This is a genomic window from Streptomyces sp. NPDC051064, from assembly GCF_044455985.1.
Classification (GTDB): domain Bacteria; phylum Actinomycetota; class Actinomycetes; order Streptomycetales; family Streptomycetaceae; genus Streptomyces.
Window position 1 is genome coordinate 307,522 of sequence record NZ_JBITFK010000009.1, and the last position, 17,407, is coordinate 324,928.

Consider the following 17,407-nt stretch of genomic DNA (forward strand, 5'->3'; position numbering starts at 1 on the left):
GAGGTGCGGGTACGGCACGGGGCGGCCGCCCGTCGGAGGGCGACCGCCCCGTGCCGGTTCAGCGGCCGGAGGTCACTTGTTGACGCTGAAGCCCTGATCGTTGCCGTAGGTGACGGCAGCCTTCTGCCATTGCTTCAGACCGTCGGCCAGGGTGGTGTCGGAGACGTACGCCTTGCCGACGGAGTCGTTGAAGACGGAGTTCGCGTACACCTGGAAAGGCAGGTAGGACCAGTCGTCGGGCACCTGGCTGGCGGACCGGGCGAAGATCTCGTTCGCCTTCTGGCCGCCGAAGTACGGGAAGGAGGTGTCGAGGAACGAGGGCGAGGACAGGTCTGCCGTGGTGGCGGGGAAGGCTCCGCCCTTGAGGCGGGCCTGGACGCCCTCGGAGTGGTTGGCGTACTCGTTGAACGCGTACGCCAGGTCCTTGTTCTTGCCGGCCTTCATCACCGCGAGAGCGCTGCCGCCGTTCTCGGAGCTGACCTCCTCGCCCTTCTTCCACTGCGGGAGCGCGGCCGCGCGCCAGTCACCCGAGGCCGACTCGACGCCCGAGACGAAGTTGGCGGGCATCCAGGCGCCGGTGGAGAGGGTGGCGATGGTGCCGTCCGCCAGACCCTTGTACCACTCGTCGCTCCAGTTGGTGACGGGCGCCAGGAGCTCCTCGTCGATGAGCTTCTGCCAGACCTTGGTGTAGGCGACGACACCCTTGTCGGCGGTGAGGTCGACCGTCACGTCCGTGTCGCGGTTCTTGAACGGCGTCCCGCCGGCCTGCCAGATCATGCTGGTCGTGAAGCCGGCGTCGCCGGTGTCGTTGGTTATGTACGCCTTCGGGTCCGCAGCGTGCAGGGCGCGGGCCGCCTCGAGGTACTCGTCCCAGGTGGTGGGGACGGCGATCTGGTGCTTGTCCAGCACCTTCTTGTTGTAGAAGAGCGCCATCGGGCCGGAGTCCATGGGCAGCGCGTACACGGCCTCGTCGACGGCGACGGAGTTCCACGGTCCCGGCGAGTAGTCGTCCTTGAAGTCCCCGGCGCCGTAGCGGCTCAGGTCCTCGAGGGACTCGCCGAGGGCGAACTGTCCGACTGCGTAGTACTCGACCTGCGCGACGTCCGGCACGCCGGAGCCTGCCTGCACGGCGTTCTGCAGGGCGGTGTACTGGTCGTTGCCCGTACCGGCGTTGACCAGCTTGACCTTGACCTTCGGGTACTCCTTCTGGAAGTCGCTGACCACCTGCTTCAGCGTCGGCTCCCATGCCCACACCGTGAGGGAACCGCCCTCCTTGAGGGCCGCCCGGAGTTCACCTCCCGATACGGTCTTGTCCGACGAGGCGGAATCGCCGTCGGAGGACCCGCACGCGGTGAGACTCAGCGCGGCCGCGCACAGCAGGCCGACGCCACGCATCGCGCGTCTGGTCATGGTTCTCATAATTGCTTCACTCCGTTGTGGTGAGGGTGGTGCACGAACCGTGGAACGTCCGCACGGGGGTGCGGGGCTGGAGAGGGGTGGGACGCCGCGCCGGTCGAGGGCCGGGGGGAACCGGTCCCGGAGCGCGGAGATTCGGTGGCCGACGAGGCCCGGGTTCCGTTCACCCCTTGACGCTGCCCGCGGCCAGGCCGGACTGCCAGTAGCGCTGGAGCAGCAGGAAGGCGATGACCAGCGGCACGATGGTCAGCAGCGACCCCGTGATGACCAGGTTGAAGACCGGCTGGCCGCCGGCGGTGGACGCCTGTTCGTTCCAGGCGTTCAGGCCCAGGGTCAGCGGATACCAGTCCGGATTCTTGATCATGATCAGGGGCAGGAAGTAGTTGTTCCAGGTCTGCACCATGGTGAACAGCAGGACCGTCACGATGCCCGGGGCCAGCAACGGGAGCGCGACGCGGAAGAACGTCCGCAGCTCGCCGGAACCGTCCATCCTGGCCGCTTCCAGGAGCTCGGTGGGGACGGCCTCGGCGGCGAACACCCACATGAGGTAGAGCCCGAACGGTGAGATCAGGGACGGGATGATGACGGCCCATGGTGTGTTGGTGAGCCCCATCTTGCTGAACATCAGGAACGTCGGGACGGCCAGCGCGGTGGCGGGCACGGCGACCGCGCCGATGACGGTGGCGAAGACGGCGCGCTTGCCCGCGAAGTCGAACTTGGCCAGGCCGTAGCCACCGAGGACCGCGAGGAAGGTGGCTCCGCCCGCGCCCACCACCACGTACAGCAGGGTGTTGAGGAACCAGCGGACGAAGATGCCGTCGTCATAGGTGAGCGTCTGCGAGATGTTGTCCCAGAGGGCGAAGTCGCCGCTGAACCAGAGCCCGAAAGAGCCGAAGAGGCCCTTCTGCGTCTTGGTCGCGTTGACGACGAGCCAGGCCAGCGGCATGAGGGCGTAGAGCGCGGTCACGCCCATGAGCACCGTGAGCAGCACGCTGCGGCGCGGCCGGTCGGCGGAACGGCGTCTGCGCGCGGCTCGGCTCGGCGGCTGGGCACGGTGGGTGGTCGGCCGGGGCGTCTGTTCGGCGGTGAAGGAAGGGGCGCTCATCGTTCACGCCTCCTTTCGCATGCCGCGCAGCTGGACCGCGTAGGCGATGATCATCGTGACGACTCCCATGACGAGGGAGACCGTGGCCGCGTAGTTCTGCTGCCGTCCGGAGAAGGACAGCGTGAAGGTGTAGAAGTTGGGCGTGAAGTAGGTGGTGATCGCGTTGGGCGCCAGGTTCTGCAGGATGCTGGGCTCGTTGAAGAGCTGGAAACTGCCGATCACCGAGAAGATCGTCGCGATCACCAGCGCACCGCGGATCGCGGGGATCTTGACCGCGGTGATGATCCGCCACTGTCCCGCTCCGTCGATCTCGGCGGCCTCGTAGAGGGACTTGGGGACGACGCGCAGCGCGGAGTAGAAGATCAGCATGTTGTAGCCGATGAACTCCCAGGTGACGATGTTGCCGATGCTCGCCAGCACCAGGGAGGGGGAGAGCGGGTCGGGCAGCGACACGCCGAAGGCGTCGTTGATGTTCCCCACCAGCCCGAAGCGGGTGCCGTAGATGAAGCCCCACATCAGCGTGGCGACGACGGCGGGTACGGCGTACGGCAGGAAGACCGCGATCCGGAAGAAGCTCTTCCCGTAGATCCTGCCGCTGTCGAGGGCCAGGGCTATGAGCAGGGCGAGGCCGAGCATGACGGGCACCTGCACCGCGAGGAAGAGGGTCACCCGGCCCACGGCTGCCCAGAACTGTTCGTCCTCGAAGGCCCGTCGGAAGTTGTCCAGGCCGACGAACGACGTGCCGCCCACCAGTTGGTCCCGGAAGAAGCTCAGATACAGCGAGTAGGCGATCGGGGCGAGGAACACCAGGGCGAACACGGCCATGAAGGGCCCTACGAAGATCCAGCCGACCCGCCCACGCCGGCTGCGGGAGCTTCTGGCCGGTGGGCGGCGTCCGGTCGTGATCGGCGTAACGGCCGTCATGGGTACTCCTGTTGGTCCGGCGTTGTGCATGGCCCCGGCCGGATGGAGACACCGGACATCGTGGAGGCGCTGTGCTTGAGGAGGCCGATGTCCACGCGGGCACCTGTACTGATGTTTACGTAAACATTTATCGGTGAAGTGATGTCTACACGTCTCTCACCCCATGGTCAAGGCTCGGTTTCCCTGCTACGCCGACCAGTTGGGTCCCGACAGACCCTCCGGCGGTCCGAGCGTCAGCCTCCGCGCGTGCCCGCGTGTCGGCGCCGGGTGTCCGGAGTGGTAGAAATGCCGTTGGTCCGAGCCCTCGGTCCGCACGCGATGTCGAGCCACACGCGCAGCAGAGACAGGGCCGGTCCCGATCGGAACACCCTCACAACGCGCGGCCGAGGACGGCCCCGCGGCCGGAACAGCGCGCCCACACGGCGAAAGGCTCACACGACCACGACGGAGGCTGACGTAGTGCAGGGAAAGGAACAGGCCATGGACCGGCCGCCCCGCAAGGAAGCCTCGATGGCCGACGTCGCGCGCCTGGCCGGAGTCTCCTCGCAGACGGTCTCCCGTGTCTCCAACGGGCACACGGTGGTGTCCGAGGAGACACGCGAACGCGTGCTGAACGCCATGAAGGAGCTGAAGTACCGCCCCAACAGCGCCGCGCGCGCCCTGAAGAGCGGGAAGTTCCGCACGCTGGGCGTCATCCTGTTCAACCTGGCCACGACGGGCAACGTCCGCACGCTGGAGGCCATTTCCGCCTCCGCAGCGGACGAGGGCTACGCGATCACCCTGCTGCCCGTCGCGACGCCCACCAGCACGGGAGTCAGGGGCGCCGTGACCATGCTCGGCGAGCAGGTCGTGGACGGTATCATCGTGATCATGGAGGTCCGCCTCCTGGACGCCGCCATATCGCTGCCGCCGCACACCCATGTGGTGGTGGCCGACTCCGATGCGGGCGACCGCTACAGCGTCGTGGACACCGACCAGTCCGGGGGCGCCAGGGCAGCCGTGCAACATCTCCTCGACCTCGGGCACCGCAGCGTGGCGCATGTCGCGGGCCCGCCCGAGTCGTTCGCCGCACAGCGCCGCGCCCAGGCCTGGCGGCAGACCCTGGAGGAGGCGGGGCGCCCTGTTCCGCCTCCGGTGGACGGCGACTGGTCGGCGGCCTCGGGGTACGAGGCGGGCCTCGCGCTCGCGGCGGACCCGTCCTGCACGGCGGTCTTCGCCGCCAACGACCAGATGGCGCTGGGCGTCCTGCGAGCCCTCCAGGAACGGGGCAGACGTGTGCCCGAGGACGTCAGCGTCGTCGGCTTCGACGACATCGCCGACTCCGCCTCCTTCCTCCCGCCGCTGACCACCGTCCACCAGGACTTCGCCGAGATCGGCCGGCGGTGCGTGGACGGCGTCCTGCGGCAGATCCGCAACGAGACGACGGAGCGGGGCACCACCCTGGTCCCGACCCATCTGGTCGTCCGGGGGAGCACGGGCCCGTCGCCTCACGGATGACAAAGTGCCCCGGCGCGCGCCCCTGCAGGACATGAACTGTCCTGCAGGGGCTCTAGCGTCGGTCCCATGACCTCATCGCGAGCGCGGGAACGGACGGAGAACGCTGTGCCCGAGGACGGGAAGGCGGACGCCACCGGGGAAGCGGGCGCGGAACCGCTCTTCTTCGAACGGGTCGAGCTCCTGGATGCCTGGCTGGAGGAGCACCACGGGGAGCGGACGGAGCTCTGGCTGAAGATCGCGAAGAAGAGCTCCGGCATCACGTCCGTCACGGCGTCCGAGGTCCTGGACGCCGCACTCTGCTCCGGATGGATCGACGGGCAGCGGAAATCCCTGGACGAGGTGTACTACCTGCAGAGGATCTCGCCCCGCCGGCCGGGCAGCTCCTGGTCCCTCGTCAACGTACGCAAGGTGGAGGCGCTGACGGCGGCAGGCCGGATGCGGGAGCCCGGGCTCGCCGAGGTGCGGGCGGCACGGGAGGACGGGCGGTGGGAGACGGCGTACCCCTCGCAGAAGGAGGCCACCGTGCCCGCCGACCTCGCCGCCGCACTGGCCGCCGCCCCGAGAGCGGCCGAACGCTTCGAACAGCTCAGCAGGACGGACCGTTACCTCGTGATCCTGGAACTGCTCAGGGCGAGGACACCGGAGCTCCGGGCCGCCCGCCTCGACCGTCTGGTGACGAAGCTGGCGGCGGGCGAGCACACTCCCTGACCGCGGTACTCCCCGCCGCCTCTCAGACGGTACGGATACCGAGGAGTTCCGGCTTCGTGGCCAGCACGGCGAACCGTCCGGCCGGATCCTCGACCAGCCGGCGGGCCGTCAGGTCGAGGATGCCGCCCACCCCTGTGATCTCCGCGGCCACGGTGCCGTCCTCCTTGAGGATCCGCTGCCGGATCTCGAAGGTCTTCCCCGCGCCGTAGAAGAGCTCGCAGCTGACGCGCACCCTGTCCCCGCCCCGCAGCTCCCGCAGGTACTTCACCGTCACTTCCAGCTGCACCGGGCCGATTCCATGGGCGAGCAGCTTCTCCTGGGCCACCCCCGCGTCCCGCAGGAGCTCCCACCGGGCATGTTCGGCGTACTGGAGATAGACCGCCTGATTGAGGTGGCCCTGGGTGTCGAGCTCGTATCCGCGCACCGTGACATCGACGAAGAAGGTCATGAACAGCGGAACACGCGCGTCCCCCTCCCTCATTCCTCTCCGTCACGGAGTGTGCAGCCCCTTTACGGACCTGTCATGCCCCGGTAACTTCCTGGATGCAAGAGATTGCAGAAAGGTTCTGACGGAGATTGCCGTCAGAAGCACTGCTCGCCCGAACCCCGAGGCGCGTCCGGGTTCTCCGGCGGGATCCTGGCAGCCGCTCGCGGAGCGGCTGTGCTGTCGGCAGCCGCGGTCCACCCGCCCGCGGCCCTCCCCTGGAGACACACGAATGAGACGCACCCCTGTCCGGCTGCTCGGACGCCCCGCGGCGGCCGCAGCCGTCGCGGCGACGGTGATGCTGGGGCTCCTGACCCCGGCGCCCGGCCCTTCCGGACCGGAGTCGGCCGTGCCGGCGGCCGCCTCGGAGTCCACCGCCACCGTCTTCTACTACACGAAGACCAAGAACTGGTCCGCCTACCGGCTGCATTACGCGCCCGACGGCGGCTCCTGGACCACCGTTCCCGGGGTGGGCATGGAAGCCGCGTGCACGGACTGGGTGAAGAAGACCGTCCCACTGGGCAGCGCGTCCGGCCTGGCCGCGACGTTCAACAACGGCGCCGGCGTCTGGGACAACAACGCCGGGAAGAACTACGCCCTGGGCACCGGCGCCATCACCGTCAAGGACGGCGTGGTGGCCCACAGCGACCCCTGCGCCGGCACCGGTACGGAGCCCGAGGAGGAGGCCCGCACCGCCGCGGTCTACTACTCGACCGCGACAGTCGGCTGGACGACCACCAATCTCCACTACCGGCCGACGGGCGGGTCCTGGACCACCGTGCCCGGCGTGGGGATGGAACCCGCGTGTACCGGCTGGGTGAAGAAGTCGGTGGACCTCGGCACCGCCTCGTCCATGCAGGCCGCCTTCAACAACGGCAACGGCGTCTGGGACAACAACAACGGCGCCGATTACACGGTCCCCGCCGGTCTCACCACGGTGAAGGACAAGAAGGTCACGGCCGGCGCGGGGGACCCGTGCGCCGCCGCGACACCTGACACCCAGGCCCCGACCGCCCCCGCGAAGGTGTCGGCGAGAGCGGACGGAGTGTCCGTCGTGCTGACCTGGGACCCGTCCACCGACGACCGCGGCGTGACGAAGTACCAGGTGACACGGACAGGTGGCACCAAGGGCACGGCAGTGACCGATGTCGGCTCCACGGTGTACTCCGACACCGGGCTGGAGGCGAATACGGCTTACAGCTACACCGTCAGGGCGGTCGACCTGGCGGGGAACGTCTCGGCGGCCTCCGCCACGGCCACCGCGACCACCGGGGAGAAGCCCACCGCCCCGGCCTCCGGGAAGCCGCTCGGCACCGATCCCCGCAAGGATCCGATCTACTTCGTCCTCACCGCCCGTTTCAACGACGGTGACACGGCGAACAACCGGGGCGGCAGCCAACACGGGAAGTCGGGCAACGCGGCCAACGACGACCCCATGTTCCGGGGCGACTTCAAGGGCCTGGTCGACAAGCTCGACTACATCAAGGGCCTCGGCATGTCGGCCGTCTGGATCACCCCCGTGGTCCTCAACCGGTCCGACTACGACTACCACGGCTACCACGGCTACGACTTCTACGAGGTCGACTCCCGGCTCGAATCCGCCGGGGCCTCGTACCAGGACCTCATCGACGCGGCCCACGCCAAGGGCATGAAGATCTACCAGGACGTCGTCTACAACCACTCCTCGCGCTGGGGTGCCAAGGGCCTGTTCACCCCGAAGACGTACGGGGTCCGCGACACCCAGTGGAGCTGGTACTACGACGAGAAGAACGACGGCTTCGAGTACGACGGCCTCACCGTCGAGCCGAAGTCCGGGAAGTCGTACTACAACGGCGACCTGTGGTCCACCGCCGAACCCTCCGGCAACACCTGCGTCAATTGGGGAACCCCCACCCAGTACACCTCTCCGGAGGGCTACCGGATCTACAACTGCCAGTGGCCGAACCCCACTTCGGGCATGTTCCCCAAGGCGTACTACCACAACTGCTGGATCGGGAACTGGGAGGGCGAGGACTCCCGCAGCTGCTGGCTGCACGACGACCTCGCCGACTTCAACACCGAGAGCGCACCCGTGCAGAACTACCTGATCGGCGCCTACGACAAGTACATCGACATGGGCGTCGACGGATTCCGGGTCGACACGGCCGTCCACATCCCCCGCACCACATGGAACCGCCGCTTCCTCCCGGCCATCCAGGAGCGCGTCACCCAGCAGTTCGGCACCGAGGCCGCGAAGAACTTCTTCGTCTTCGGTGAGGTCGCGGCCTTCGTCAACGACAAGTGGAACCGCGGCTCCGTCAACCACTCCGCCCAGTTCTACACCTGGAAGGAGCGCAAGGAGTACAGCGCGGACGACGGGAAGGCCGCCCTGGAGATGTACGACTACGAGCAGCAGCAAGGCACCGGTTCCCAGCCGACCTCCACCAACGCGTTCCTGAACGGCAACACGTACCACGCACCGGACCACAGCCGGTTCTCCGGGATGAACGTCATCGACATGCGCATGCACATGAACTTCGGTGACGCCGGCAACGCGTACAACAACGGCAAGGACTCCGACGACAGTTACAACGACGCCACCTACAACGTCGTCTACGTCGACAGCCACGACTACGGTCCCAACAAGAGCAGCGAACGGTACGCGGGCGGCACGGACGCCTGGGCCGAGAACATGTCGCTGATGTGGACCTTCCGGGGCATCCCCACGCTGTACTACGGCTCGGAGATCGAGTTCCAGGCCGGCAAGAAGATCGACTGCGGGCCCACCTGCCCGCTGGAGACGACCGGCCGGGCGTACTACGGCGCCCATCTCGCGGGCGACGTCGAGGCGTCGGACTTCGGCACGGTCGGATCGGCGACCGGTGCGGTCGCGGACACCCTGGCGAGGCCACTGGTCAAGCACGTCCAGCGGCTCAACCAGATCCGCCGTGCGGTGCCCGCCCTGCAGATGGGGCAGTACTCCACGGAGGGCATCACCGGCTCGATGGCGTACAAGCGCCGCTACACCGACACCGCGAGCGGCACGGACAGCTTCGCGCTCGTGACGGTCTCGGGCGGCGCCACGTACACGGGTGTCCCCAACGGCACGTACAAGGACGCCGTGACCGGCGACACCCAGGTGGTGACGGGAGGCACGCTCGCCGTCCCGGCGCCGGGCAAGGGCAATCTGCGGGTGTACGTCCTCGATCTCGGCGGGAAGAACGCTGCCCCGGGGAAGATCGGTGCGGCAGGTCCCTATCTGAAGTGAGCCAGGGTGTGACGGACGCGCGGGGGCACGCGTCCGTCACACCGGCCCTGCTCTCACCGGCCGGAGTCCACCCGGCGCAGGGTGCGCAGGAGGTACTCCTTGCGGTTCAGCGGGTCGCGGTCGGTCCTGGGCCTGCGCGGCACTGGTCCGTCGACCGGCCTGTAGTCCTCGAACGCCGACTCCAGCACCCCCTCGCCGCGTGTCATCCCCGGGAGCAGCTGCTGCAGCTCGTGCACCCGGGCGGCGGGGATCACCCCCTCCACCGTGCAGACGCCGTCCTGCGTCTCCGGGGGCCCGGGGACGGCGCGCAGCCGCGCGAGGACCGGCACGAGCGGACCGAGGGCGTCGGCCGGGAGCTCGGCCCGGAAGCGGTGCATGGGCTCGTACACCGTGGTCCCGGCCTGCTTCAGCGCGTCCATCAGCACCAGTGGCGTCAGGTTGCGGAAGTCGCCCGCCGTGCTGGACATGCTCTTGTCGAACACCGCGTGAGAATGGCTCTGCCGGGGCCAGTATCCGGAGTGGGTCATGGTGACCGTGCAGTCGGTGACCTGCCATCCGTGAATTCCCTGGCCGAGTGTGTCCAGCACGGTCTCCTCCACCGCCCGCATCAGGGAGTACGGCATGGAGCCGAGCTCCACCTCCCGGCGGAATTCCACCCCGCTGCCGAAAGCGGCGGGCTCCACCCGGAGGCCGACGGTGGCGAGAAAGGGGTTCGGCTCCTTGTCGATGAACTCGACGGCCTCGCCCGTACCGGACGGCCGTTCCAGACAGATGGTCGTCGTCTCCCTGAAGCTGACCTCGATGCCGTACTCGTCCGCGAGAGTCGCCTGGATGACCTCCTTCTGCACCTCGCCGTAGAGCGACAGGGACACCTCCTGCCGAAGGTCGTCGGTGCGTACGCCGATCAGCGGATCCTGCTCCGCCAGGTGCCCGAGCGCGATGTGCAGCGCTCCCCTGTCCTGACGGCGGCGAGGGGTGACGACGGTCTCCAGGGTCGGCGGAGCGAAGTGGGCGCGCGCCGGCCGCGCGGTCCCCGGTTCGCCGATCCTGTCCCCGATCCGGACGGTGTGGAGTCCTCGCAGCCTGCCGATCCGGCCGGCGGGGAGCGAGGACCCGCGGACATCCTCCCCCTGGTCGAAGACGGTGATGGCCGAGATCTTGCCCTCGCGGCCCTCCTTCTCGCCGTCGCCCCGCAGCCGGACGCGTTCACGGGTGCGTACCGTCCCCGAGAACATGCGGGCGTACGCGATCTTCTCTCCCGCCGGGCCGCGTTCGACCTTGAAGACCGCTCCCGAGGCCGGGCCTTCGGTGTCCTGGTCCGTCACCGGCAGGAACTCCGCGATACCGGCTGTCAGTTCGGCTACGCCCGCGCCGGTGGCGGCGGAGCCGAAGTAGACGGGGTGCACCAGCGCCTGCCGGGTCTGCGCCGCCAGCCGGTCACGCAGCCGGTCGTACGGCACGCCGGCCACGCCTTCGACGTACGCCGCCAGGAGTTCGTCGTCGTGCGTGGTGAGCAGGTCGGTCAGGGCGGTGGTGAAGTCCCGGTCCGCGGCGGTGAACGGCCTGGTGCGGGCCCGCCTGGTCCCCAGGCCGTCGGCCGGGCCCATGGCGACGACCGCGGGTGACAGCCGGCGTGCGATGTCGGACAGGACGCCTTCGTACCGGGCACCGGCACGGTCGGTCTTGTTCACGAACACGAGCGTGGGGATCCGCAGGCGGCGCAGCGCCCTCATCAGGATCCGGGTCTGCGCCTGGACGCCCTCGACGGCGGACACGACGAGTACAGCGCCGTCGAGCACGCCGAGGACCCGTTCCACCTCGGCGATGAAGTCGGGGTGTCCGGGGGTGTCGATGAGATTGACCGTGACGCCGTCGACGGCGAAGGACACCACGGCGGATTTGATGGTGATGCCGCGCTGCCGCTCCAGGGCGAGGGTGTCGGTCTGTGTGCTGCCGTCGTCGACGCTGCCGACCGCGTCGATGACTCCGGCGGTGTGGAGCAGCCGCTCGGTCAGGCTCGTCTTACCGGCGTCGACATGCGCCAGAATTCCCAGGTTCAATGTGTGCACTGAGCTTCGGGTCCTTGAGATAGGTGTGAATTCCTGTCTGGGTGGACACAGAAGCTCGGCGCATGGACATCTCCCTGTTCGGTCGTTCGGTGCCGGGATTACAGCAGGGCGCCTCGCCGAGGGGCAATCGATTAATTCAGCAGGTGCGGGAAGCGCAGTTCGGTGCGGCTGCGCGCGGTGTCGCCTGGGCGCAGCACGGTGGTGGGCAGGTCCGGCCGGTTGGGTGAGTCGGGCAGGTGCTGGGTCTCCAGGCAGATCGCGCCGTGCCGTTCGTGGCGGCGGCCGGTGCCGTCGGTGAAGGATCCGTCGAGCTGGTTGGCGGTGTAGACCTGGATGCCGGGCTCCGTGGTCCACACCTCCAGGACCCTGGCCGCGTCCGGAGCGGTGAGGCGTGCTGCGCGTCGCAGGCCGCCGCCGGCGTCCCGGAGCACCCAGCAGTGGTCGAAGCCGCCCGCGGCGCGCAGCTGTGCGTCCTCGGTGCCGAGGCGTTCCCCGAGGAGCCGGGGCACGGTGAGGTCGAACGGTGTTCCGCGGACCTCGGCCGGCGGTCCCAGGGGGATGCCGTCGTCGTCCACCGGCAGATAGGAGTCGGCGTCGACCTCCAGGTGGTGGCCGAGCACGTCGCCCTGGCCGGCCAGGTCGAAGTAGGCGTGGTTGGTGAGGTTGACGACCGTGGGGCGGTCGGTGACCGAGGCGTAGTCGACGGCCAGGGTGCCCGCGGTGTCGAGGGTGTACGTGACCGTGGCGTCCAGGGCCCCGGGGAAGCCCATGTCACCGTCGGGGCTGTGCAGGGTGAGCCGGACGGAGACGGTGTCGCCGGTCCGGTCCGGGGCCGCTTCCCACACCTTGGTGTGGAAGCCCTCGGGCCCGCCGTGCAGGGCGTGGCCACGGTCGTTGGCGGGGATGTGGTGTTCGGTCCCGTCCAGGACGAAGCGGCCATGGGCGATGCGGTTGGCGTAACGGCCTACGACGGCACCGAAGTAGGGGTGCTTGGCCGTGTAGTCGTCGAGCGTCGCGAGCGACCGGACGACGGAGGCGGCGGCGCCCGTGGTGTCCGGCACGGCGAGGCGGTGCAGGGACGCGCCGTAGGTCAGGACCTCGGCTCGGACTCCCGTACCGCTGTCGAGGGTGTACAGGTCGGTCCGGGTCCCTTGGACGGAGCCGAACGGGGTGCGGTGCACGGTGGGGCGCGGCATCAGAGATCCTCGGTGTGGCCGGAGTGGGGGCCGGCCGTGGTGGATTCGCGGACGACGAGGCGGTAGCCGGGGCGTGGCCTGCGCGGTTCGGCGACGGGCTTCCCCGAGAGCTGTTCGACGAGGCTGTCGACGGCGAGCCTGGCGATGGCTTCCTTGTCCGGAGCGATGGTGGTGAGCGAGGTGGTGGTGTAGCGGCTCTCCTCGATGTCGTCGAAGCCGACGACGGCGATGTCGTCCGGGATCCGCAGGCCGCGTGCGGTGATGGTCCGCATCGCGCCGATGGCGATGAGGTCGTTGTACGCGAACACGGCGTCGGGCCGGTGCCCCTGGTCGAGGAGCTGCGCCATGCCGGTGGCACCGTCCTCGCGGCCGTAGCCGTCGGTGACCACGACGAGGGATTCGTCGGGGGTGACGCCGGCGGCCTCGAGTTCCTCGCGCCAGCCCCTCAGGCGCAGGTGCGCCGGCTGGCGCTCCTGGCCGGTGCGCGACCCGAGGAAGGCGATGCGCCGGTTGCCCTGGTCGACGAGGTGGCGCACGGCCGCGCGGGCCGCCGCCACGTTGTCGATGGCGATGTGGTCGTACGGCGCCTCGTACTCGCGCTCGCCCAGCAGGACCAGTGGCGCCGTCTCGGTGCGCGCCATGAGGTCCTCGGTCTCCAGATGGATGGGGCTGAGGATGAGACCGTCGATCACATGCGACCTGAATCCCTGGCTGACCAGGAGTTCCTTCTCCCTGAGGCCGGCGGTGTGGTCGACCAGGACGGTGTAGTCGTGCCGGGCGGCCGCGTCGATGACCGCTCCGGCGAGCTCCGCGAAGTACGGGTTGCCGAATTCGGGGACGGCGAGGGCGATGATGCCCGTGCGGCCCTTGCGCAGGTGGCGGGCGGTGAGGTTTGGCCGGTAGCCGAGCTCGTCGATCGCCTGTTGCACCTTGGCGCGCATGGCGGGTGTGACGTGCTGATAGTTGTTCACCACGTTCGACACGGTCTTGATGGACACGCCCGCCCGTTGTGCAACGTCCTTGAGGCTGACGCCCACGGCACTCCTTGGTTCGGCTCGGCTTGGCTGTTGATCCGGCCTCAACGGCCGGCTCGTCGTCAGGTGCTTCTGCGACTGCGCGCGAGATAGCGCTGGGCCACCACGACAACGATAAGGAAGCCGCCGCTGACGACCGACTGGTAGGAGGAGTTGAGCGAGCCGATCTGGTTGATCAGGTTCTGGATGACGGCCAGCAGCAGGACGCCCCAGAGGGTTCCGCTGATGGATCCCGCGCCGCCGATGAGCAGGGTGCCGCCGATGACGACGGCGGAGATCGCGTCGAGTTCCATGCCCACGCCGACGATGGTGACGCCGGAGGACAGCCTGGCCGCGTTGAGGGCGCCGGCGAGTCCTGCGAGCAGACCGCTGAGCGTGTAGACGAGGATCTTCGTACGTGCGACGGGGAGACCCATCAGGGTGGCGGCGTCGCTGCTGCCGCCCACGGCGAAGAGGGTCTGCCCGAACGAGGTGCGCTGCAGGACGAGTCCGCCTGCGCCGAAGAGCACCAGGGCGATGATGATCGGGTAGCCGAAGCCCCAGACGCTGCCCTGGCCGAGTTCGCCGAAGGCGGAGTCCTTGGGCACCAGATAGGTGGTGGCGCCCTCGTCGGTGAGGGCGAGCAGCAGGCCGCGGGCGCCCAGCAGCGTGGCGAGGGTGACGATGAAAGGCGCCATGTTGCCCCGGGCGATCAGGAAGCCGTTGAGCAGGCCTGTCCCGCCGCAGACGACGAGGGGGAGCAGTAGCGCGGCGAGGAATCCGTACTGCGAGGCCCAGGCGGCGAGGACTCCCCCGAGGGCGAAGACCGAGCCGACGGACAGGTCGATCCCGCCGGTGATGATGACCATCGTCATGCCGAGTGCGACCACGGCGAGGAACGAGGCCTGGATGGTGACACCGCGGGCGTTGTCCAGGGACGCGAACGTCGGGTAGATGAACGAGGCGGCGATCACGACGGCGAGCAGGACCGCGAGTACGCCCTGGCGTTGCAGGAGTTCCGCGGCGCGCTGCCGGCCGGTCTGCCCGGGGCCTGCGGCGGGAGGGGCCTTGGGCGTTTTCGGCGCGGCCGGGGCCGGGGCGGCGGTGACGGGCTTGGTTTCGTTCATCGGGACCGACGCTCCCGGGCGACGTAGACGGCGGCGATGATGATGGCCGCCTGGGCGATCTGTGCGGTGGAGTCGGGCAGGTCGTGCTTGACGAGCGTGGCGCGCAGGAGCTGCATGAGCAGGGCGCCGGCCACGGTGCCGAGCACCCGGACGGAGCCCCCGTTGAGGGGGGTGCCGCCGACCACGACCGCCGTGATGGCGGAGAGTTCCATGAGGGTGCCGAGCGAGGACGGGTCACTCGCGGTCAGCCTGGCCGTGGCGAGGATGCCGGCGAGAGCCGCGAGCACTCCGCAGAGCACGTACACGCCGATGAGGACCCGCTTGACGGGCAGCCCGGCGAGCGCTGCGGCGGAGCGGTTTCCGCCGACGGCGACGATCTGCCGGCCGAAGGTGGTGCGCTGCACCAGGAAGGCGACGGCGAGAGCCAGCACCCCGGCGATCAGGACGACCAGCGGAATGCCGAGGAAGGAGCCGGTGCCCAGCGACAGCAGGTCGGGGTTGACGATCTGCTTGAGCTGGCCGTCGGCCATGACCAGGGCGAGCCCGCGACCTCCGACGAAGAGCGCGAGCGTGGCCACGATGGGCTGCAGTCCGACGAGGGAGACGAGGGCCCCGTTGACGGATCCGACGACCGCGCCTGCCAGGAGGGCGACGACGAGCGCGGGGACGAGCCCGTAGCCGAGGTAGAGCGGGAGGAAGGCGGCGGCGAGCGCCATGGTCGAGCCGACGGACAGGTCGACGCCCTCGGTGCCGATGACCAGGGCCATGCTTAGGGCGACGATGATGATGGGGGCGACCTGGACGAGCTGGGTGCGGAAGTTGTCGGCGGTCATGAAGTGGTCGGTGAACAGGGCGTTGAAGAGCAGCACCACGGCCACGGCCACGTAGACGCCATAGCGCTGGTACCAGGCGGGGTCACGCAGCCGGGCCAGTGGGCTCACGGACTTCCGGGGCTTGTCGCTCTTCGCGGGCGGGGCGACGGCGGTCTGGGTCATCGGGGGTCCTCCTGGGCGGCCGGGGCCCGGTCCGCCGGCTCCGGTGCGTGGTCGGCGAGCACTTCGAGCAGCCGGTCCTCGGCCACGTCGTCGCCCGACAGCTCACCCGCGACCGCTCCGCCGCGCAGGACGACGATCCGGTCGGCGCCTTCGATGAGCTCCTCGATGTCGGAGGAGATGAGCAGGACGGCGAGGCCTTCGCGGGCGAGGTCGTCGATGAGGCTCTGGACCTCGGCCTTGGCTCCGACGTCGATGCCCCGGGTGGGTTCGTCGAGCAGCAGGACCTTGGGCTCCAGGCAGAGCCAGCGGGCCAGCAGGACCTTCTGCTGGTTGCCGCCGGAGAGTTCCCCGACCTGCTGCTCGGGGCTCGACGCCTTGATCCGCAGGCGCTTCATGAAGATGTCGACGATCCGGTCCTGCTTGGCGCGCGACACGACACCGGCCCGGGAGAGGCGGGGCATGGCCGCCAGGACGATGTTCTCGCGGACGGAGAGGCCGGGCACGATGCCTTCGGCCTTGCGGTCCTCGGGCAGCAGGCTGATGCCGGCGCGGATGGCGGCGGCCGGGGTGAGGCGCTTCAGCCTGGTGCCGTCGACGGTGAGTTCGCCGGCGTCCAGGGGCAGGGCGCCGGACAGCGCCTTGGCCGTCTCACTGCGGCCGGAGCCGAGGAGGCCTCCGAGGCCGAGCACCTCGCCCGCGTAGAGAGACACGGATATGTCGTGGAGCTGGAGGCGGCTGGAGAGGCCGGTCGCGGTGAGTACGGGGGTGCGGGCCGCCTCGTGGCCCTCCGCCGCGAAGTTGGTGACGCCGGAGCGGCGCACCTCGGAGAGGTCGCGGCCGAGCATCATGGACACCAGTTGCATCCGGTCGAGGCCGGCGAGCTCGCCGGTGTGGATGTGGCGCCCGTCGCGCAGGACGGTGACGCGGTCGCAGATCCGGTAGAGCTCGTCCATGCGGTGGCTGACGTAGAGGACGGCGATGCCTTTGTCCCGCAGGTTGCCGATGACCCGGAAGAGGGTCTCCACCTCGCGTGGTTCGAGCGAGGAGGTGGGCTCGTCCATGATGACGACCTGCGCGTTGACGGACACCGCCCGTGCGAGGGCGACCATCTGCTGGGTGCCTACGCCGAGGGTGTGCAGGGGGCGCCGGGCGTCGACGCGTACGCCGAATCCGTCGAGCAGTTCGCTCGTCTCCCGGTGCATGCGGGAGAAGTCGATGAGGCCGAACCGGTTCCGCGGTTCCCGGCCCAGGAAGATGTTCCGCGCCACGCTCATCAGCGGGACGAGGTTGACCTCCTGGTAGATCGTGGAGATACCGGCCTGCTGCGCTTCGAACGGCCGGGCGAACCGGACCGGTTCACCGGTCATCCGCAGTTCACCGCCGTCCGGCCGGTACACACCGGTCAGCACCTTGATGAGGGTGGACTTGCCCGCGCCGTTCTCCCCGACGAGCGCGTGGGTCTCCCCCGCACGCAGGGAGAAGCTGACGTCGTCGAGGGCGACGACACCGGGGAACCGTTTGCTCACCGAGCGGGCTTCGAGCACGGTGGAGGAGGTGTCTCCGGCCGCCTCCTGTACCTGCGGTACTGCTTCGGGTGGTGCCATGGGTCTTCTTGGCCTTCCGCTG

13 protein-coding genes are annotated in these 17,407 nt (G+C 69.2%); 3 read left to right on the forward strand and 10 right to left on the reverse strand.

The genetic code is table 11. The features are described from left to right. Nucleotides 1–72: 72 nt before the first annotated feature. The 3 genes from ACIBCU_RS30195 to ACIBCU_RS30205 all read right to left on the reverse strand — a co-directional run bounded on the left by ACIBCU_RS30195 (nt 73) and on the right by ACIBCU_RS30205 (nt 3,445). A complete protein-coding gene (locus ACIBCU_RS30195; protein ID WP_399235306.1) occupies nt 73–1,419 on the reverse strand; it encodes an ABC transporter substrate-binding protein in 1,347 nt (448 codons plus the stop codon). Nucleotides 1,420–1,579: 160 nt separating this feature from the next. Beyond that, nucleotides 1,580–2,521 (reverse strand): carbohydrate ABC transporter permease, encoded by a 942-nt coding sequence (locus tag ACIBCU_RS30200; RefSeq protein ID WP_362929666.1) that lies wholly within the window; start codon nt 2,519–2,521, stop codon nt 1,580–1,582. A gap of 3 nt (nt 2,522–2,524) precedes the next feature. Beyond that, a complete protein-coding gene (locus tag ACIBCU_RS30205; protein WP_362929664.1) occupies nt 2,525–3,445 on the reverse strand; it encodes a sugar ABC transporter permease in 921 nt (306 codons plus the stop codon). A gap of 480 nt (nt 3,446–3,925) precedes the next feature. On the opposite strand from ACIBCU_RS30205, the gene ACIBCU_RS30210 reads away from it, so the two are divergent. Together ACIBCU_RS30210 and ACIBCU_RS30215 are read left to right on the forward strand one after the other, a co-directional pair. Continuing rightward, nucleotides 3,926–4,942 (forward strand): LacI family DNA-binding transcriptional regulator, encoded by a 1,017-nt coding sequence (locus tag ACIBCU_RS30210; RefSeq protein ID WP_362929662.1) that lies wholly within the window; start codon nt 3,926–3,928, stop codon nt 4,940–4,942. A gap of 66 nt (nt 4,943–5,008) precedes the next feature. Next, entirely contained in the window at nt 5,009–5,650 is a 642-nt protein-coding gene (locus tag ACIBCU_RS30215; protein WP_362929660.1) for a YdeI/OmpD-associated family protein, read from the forward strand. A gap of 22 nt (nt 5,651–5,672) precedes the next feature. Here the strand turns inward: ACIBCU_RS30215 and ACIBCU_RS30220 are convergent, their stop codons facing one another. Further along, nucleotides 5,673–6,098, reverse strand: coding sequence for an acyl-CoA thioesterase (locus ACIBCU_RS30220; protein ID WP_362929686.1), 426 nt, complete (start codon nt 6,096–6,098; stop codon nt 5,673–5,675). 268 nt (nt 6,099–6,366) lie between these two features. On the opposite strand from ACIBCU_RS30220, the gene ACIBCU_RS30225 reads away from it, so the two are divergent. Continuing rightward, on the forward strand, nt 6,367–9,381 hold the full coding sequence (locus ACIBCU_RS30225; RefSeq protein WP_362929658.1) for a carbohydrate binding domain-containing protein: 3,015 nt from the start codon (nt 6,367–6,369) through the stop codon (nt 9,379–9,381). 53 nt (nt 9,382–9,434) lie between these two features. On the opposite strand, the gene ACIBCU_RS30230 is transcribed toward ACIBCU_RS30225, so the two are convergent. The 6 genes from ACIBCU_RS30230 to ACIBCU_RS30255 all read right to left on the reverse strand — a co-directional run bounded on the left by ACIBCU_RS30230 (nt 9,435) and on the right by ACIBCU_RS30255 (nt 17,385). After that, nucleotides 9,435–11,450 (reverse strand): translation factor GTPase family protein, encoded by a 2,016-nt coding sequence (locus tag ACIBCU_RS30230; protein WP_362929656.1) that lies wholly within the window; start codon nt 11,448–11,450, stop codon nt 9,435–9,437. 131 nt (nt 11,451–11,581) lie between these two features. Continuing rightward, entirely contained in the window at nt 11,582–12,646 is a 1,065-nt protein-coding gene (locus ACIBCU_RS30235; protein ID WP_399235311.1) for an aldose epimerase family protein, read from the reverse strand. Beyond that, nucleotides 12,646–13,683, reverse strand: coding sequence for a LacI family DNA-binding transcriptional regulator (locus ACIBCU_RS30240; protein WP_362929652.1), 1,038 nt, complete (start codon nt 13,681–13,683; stop codon nt 12,646–12,648). The genes ACIBCU_RS30235 and ACIBCU_RS30240 overlap by 1 nt, the downstream gene beginning before the upstream one ends. 59 nt (nt 13,684–13,742) lie before the next feature. Then, on the reverse strand, nt 13,743–14,786 hold the full coding sequence (locus ACIBCU_RS30245) for an ABC transporter permease (protein WP_399235315.1): 1,044 nt from the start codon (nt 14,784–14,786) through the stop codon (nt 13,743–13,745). After that, the gene (locus ACIBCU_RS30250; RefSeq protein ID WP_399235317.1) at nt 14,783–15,781 is read right to left on the reverse strand and encodes an ABC transporter permease; all 999 of its coding nucleotides are present in this window, start codon (nt 15,779–15,781) and stop codon (nt 14,783–14,785) included. Before ACIBCU_RS30250 ends, ACIBCU_RS30245 begins: the two co-directional genes overlap by 4 nt. Beyond that, the gene (locus ACIBCU_RS30255; RefSeq protein WP_399235319.1) at nt 15,778–17,385 is read right to left on the reverse strand and encodes a sugar ABC transporter ATP-binding protein; all 1,608 of its coding nucleotides are present in this window, start codon (nt 17,383–17,385) and stop codon (nt 15,778–15,780) included. The genes ACIBCU_RS30250 and ACIBCU_RS30255 overlap by 4 nt, the downstream gene beginning before the upstream one ends. Nucleotides 17,386–17,407 lie beyond the last annotated feature (22 nt).

Bases quoted from the DNA above. Each gene is read 5' to 3' on its own strand.
- ACIBCU_RS30225 (WP_362929658.1), top strand. From the start codon at position 6,367: ATGAGACGCACCCCTGTCCGGCTGCTCGGACGCCCCGCGGCGGCCGCA.
- ACIBCU_RS30250 (WP_399235317.1), bottom strand. From the start codon at position 15,781: ATGACCCAGACCGCCGTCGCCCCGCCCGCGAAGAGCGACAAGCCCCGG.
- ACIBCU_RS30235 (WP_399235311.1), bottom strand. From the start codon at position 12,646: ATGCCGCGCCCCACCGTGCACCGCACCCCGTTCGGCTCCGTCCAAGGG.
- ACIBCU_RS30210 (WP_362929662.1), top strand. From the start codon at position 3,926: ATGGACCGGCCGCCCCGCAAGGAAGCCTCGATGGCCGACGTCGCGCGC.
- ACIBCU_RS30205 (WP_362929664.1), bottom strand. From the start codon at position 3,445: ATGACGGCCGTTACGCCGATCACGACCGGACGCCGCCCACCGGCCAGA.
- ACIBCU_RS30215 (WP_362929660.1), top strand. From the start codon at position 5,009: ATGACCTCATCGCGAGCGCGGGAACGGACGGAGAACGCTGTGCCCGAG.
- ACIBCU_RS30220 (WP_362929686.1), bottom strand. From the start codon at position 6,098: ATGACCTTCTTCGTCGATGTCACGGTGCGCGGATACGAGCTCGACACC.
- ACIBCU_RS30255 (WP_399235319.1), bottom strand. From the start codon at position 17,385: ATGGCACCACCCGAAGCAGTACCGCAGGTACAGGAGGCGGCCGGAGAC.
- ACIBCU_RS30200 (WP_362929666.1), bottom strand. From the start codon at position 2,521: ATGAGCGCCCCTTCCTTCACCGCCGAACAGACGCCCCGGCCGACCACC.
- ACIBCU_RS30195 (WP_399235306.1), bottom strand. From the start codon at position 1,419: ATGAGAACCATGACCAGACGCGCGATGCGTGGCGTCGGCCTGCTGTGC.
- ACIBCU_RS30245 (WP_399235315.1), bottom strand. From the start codon at position 14,786: ATGAACGAAACCAAGCCCGTCACCGCCGCCCCGGCCCCGGCCGCGCCG.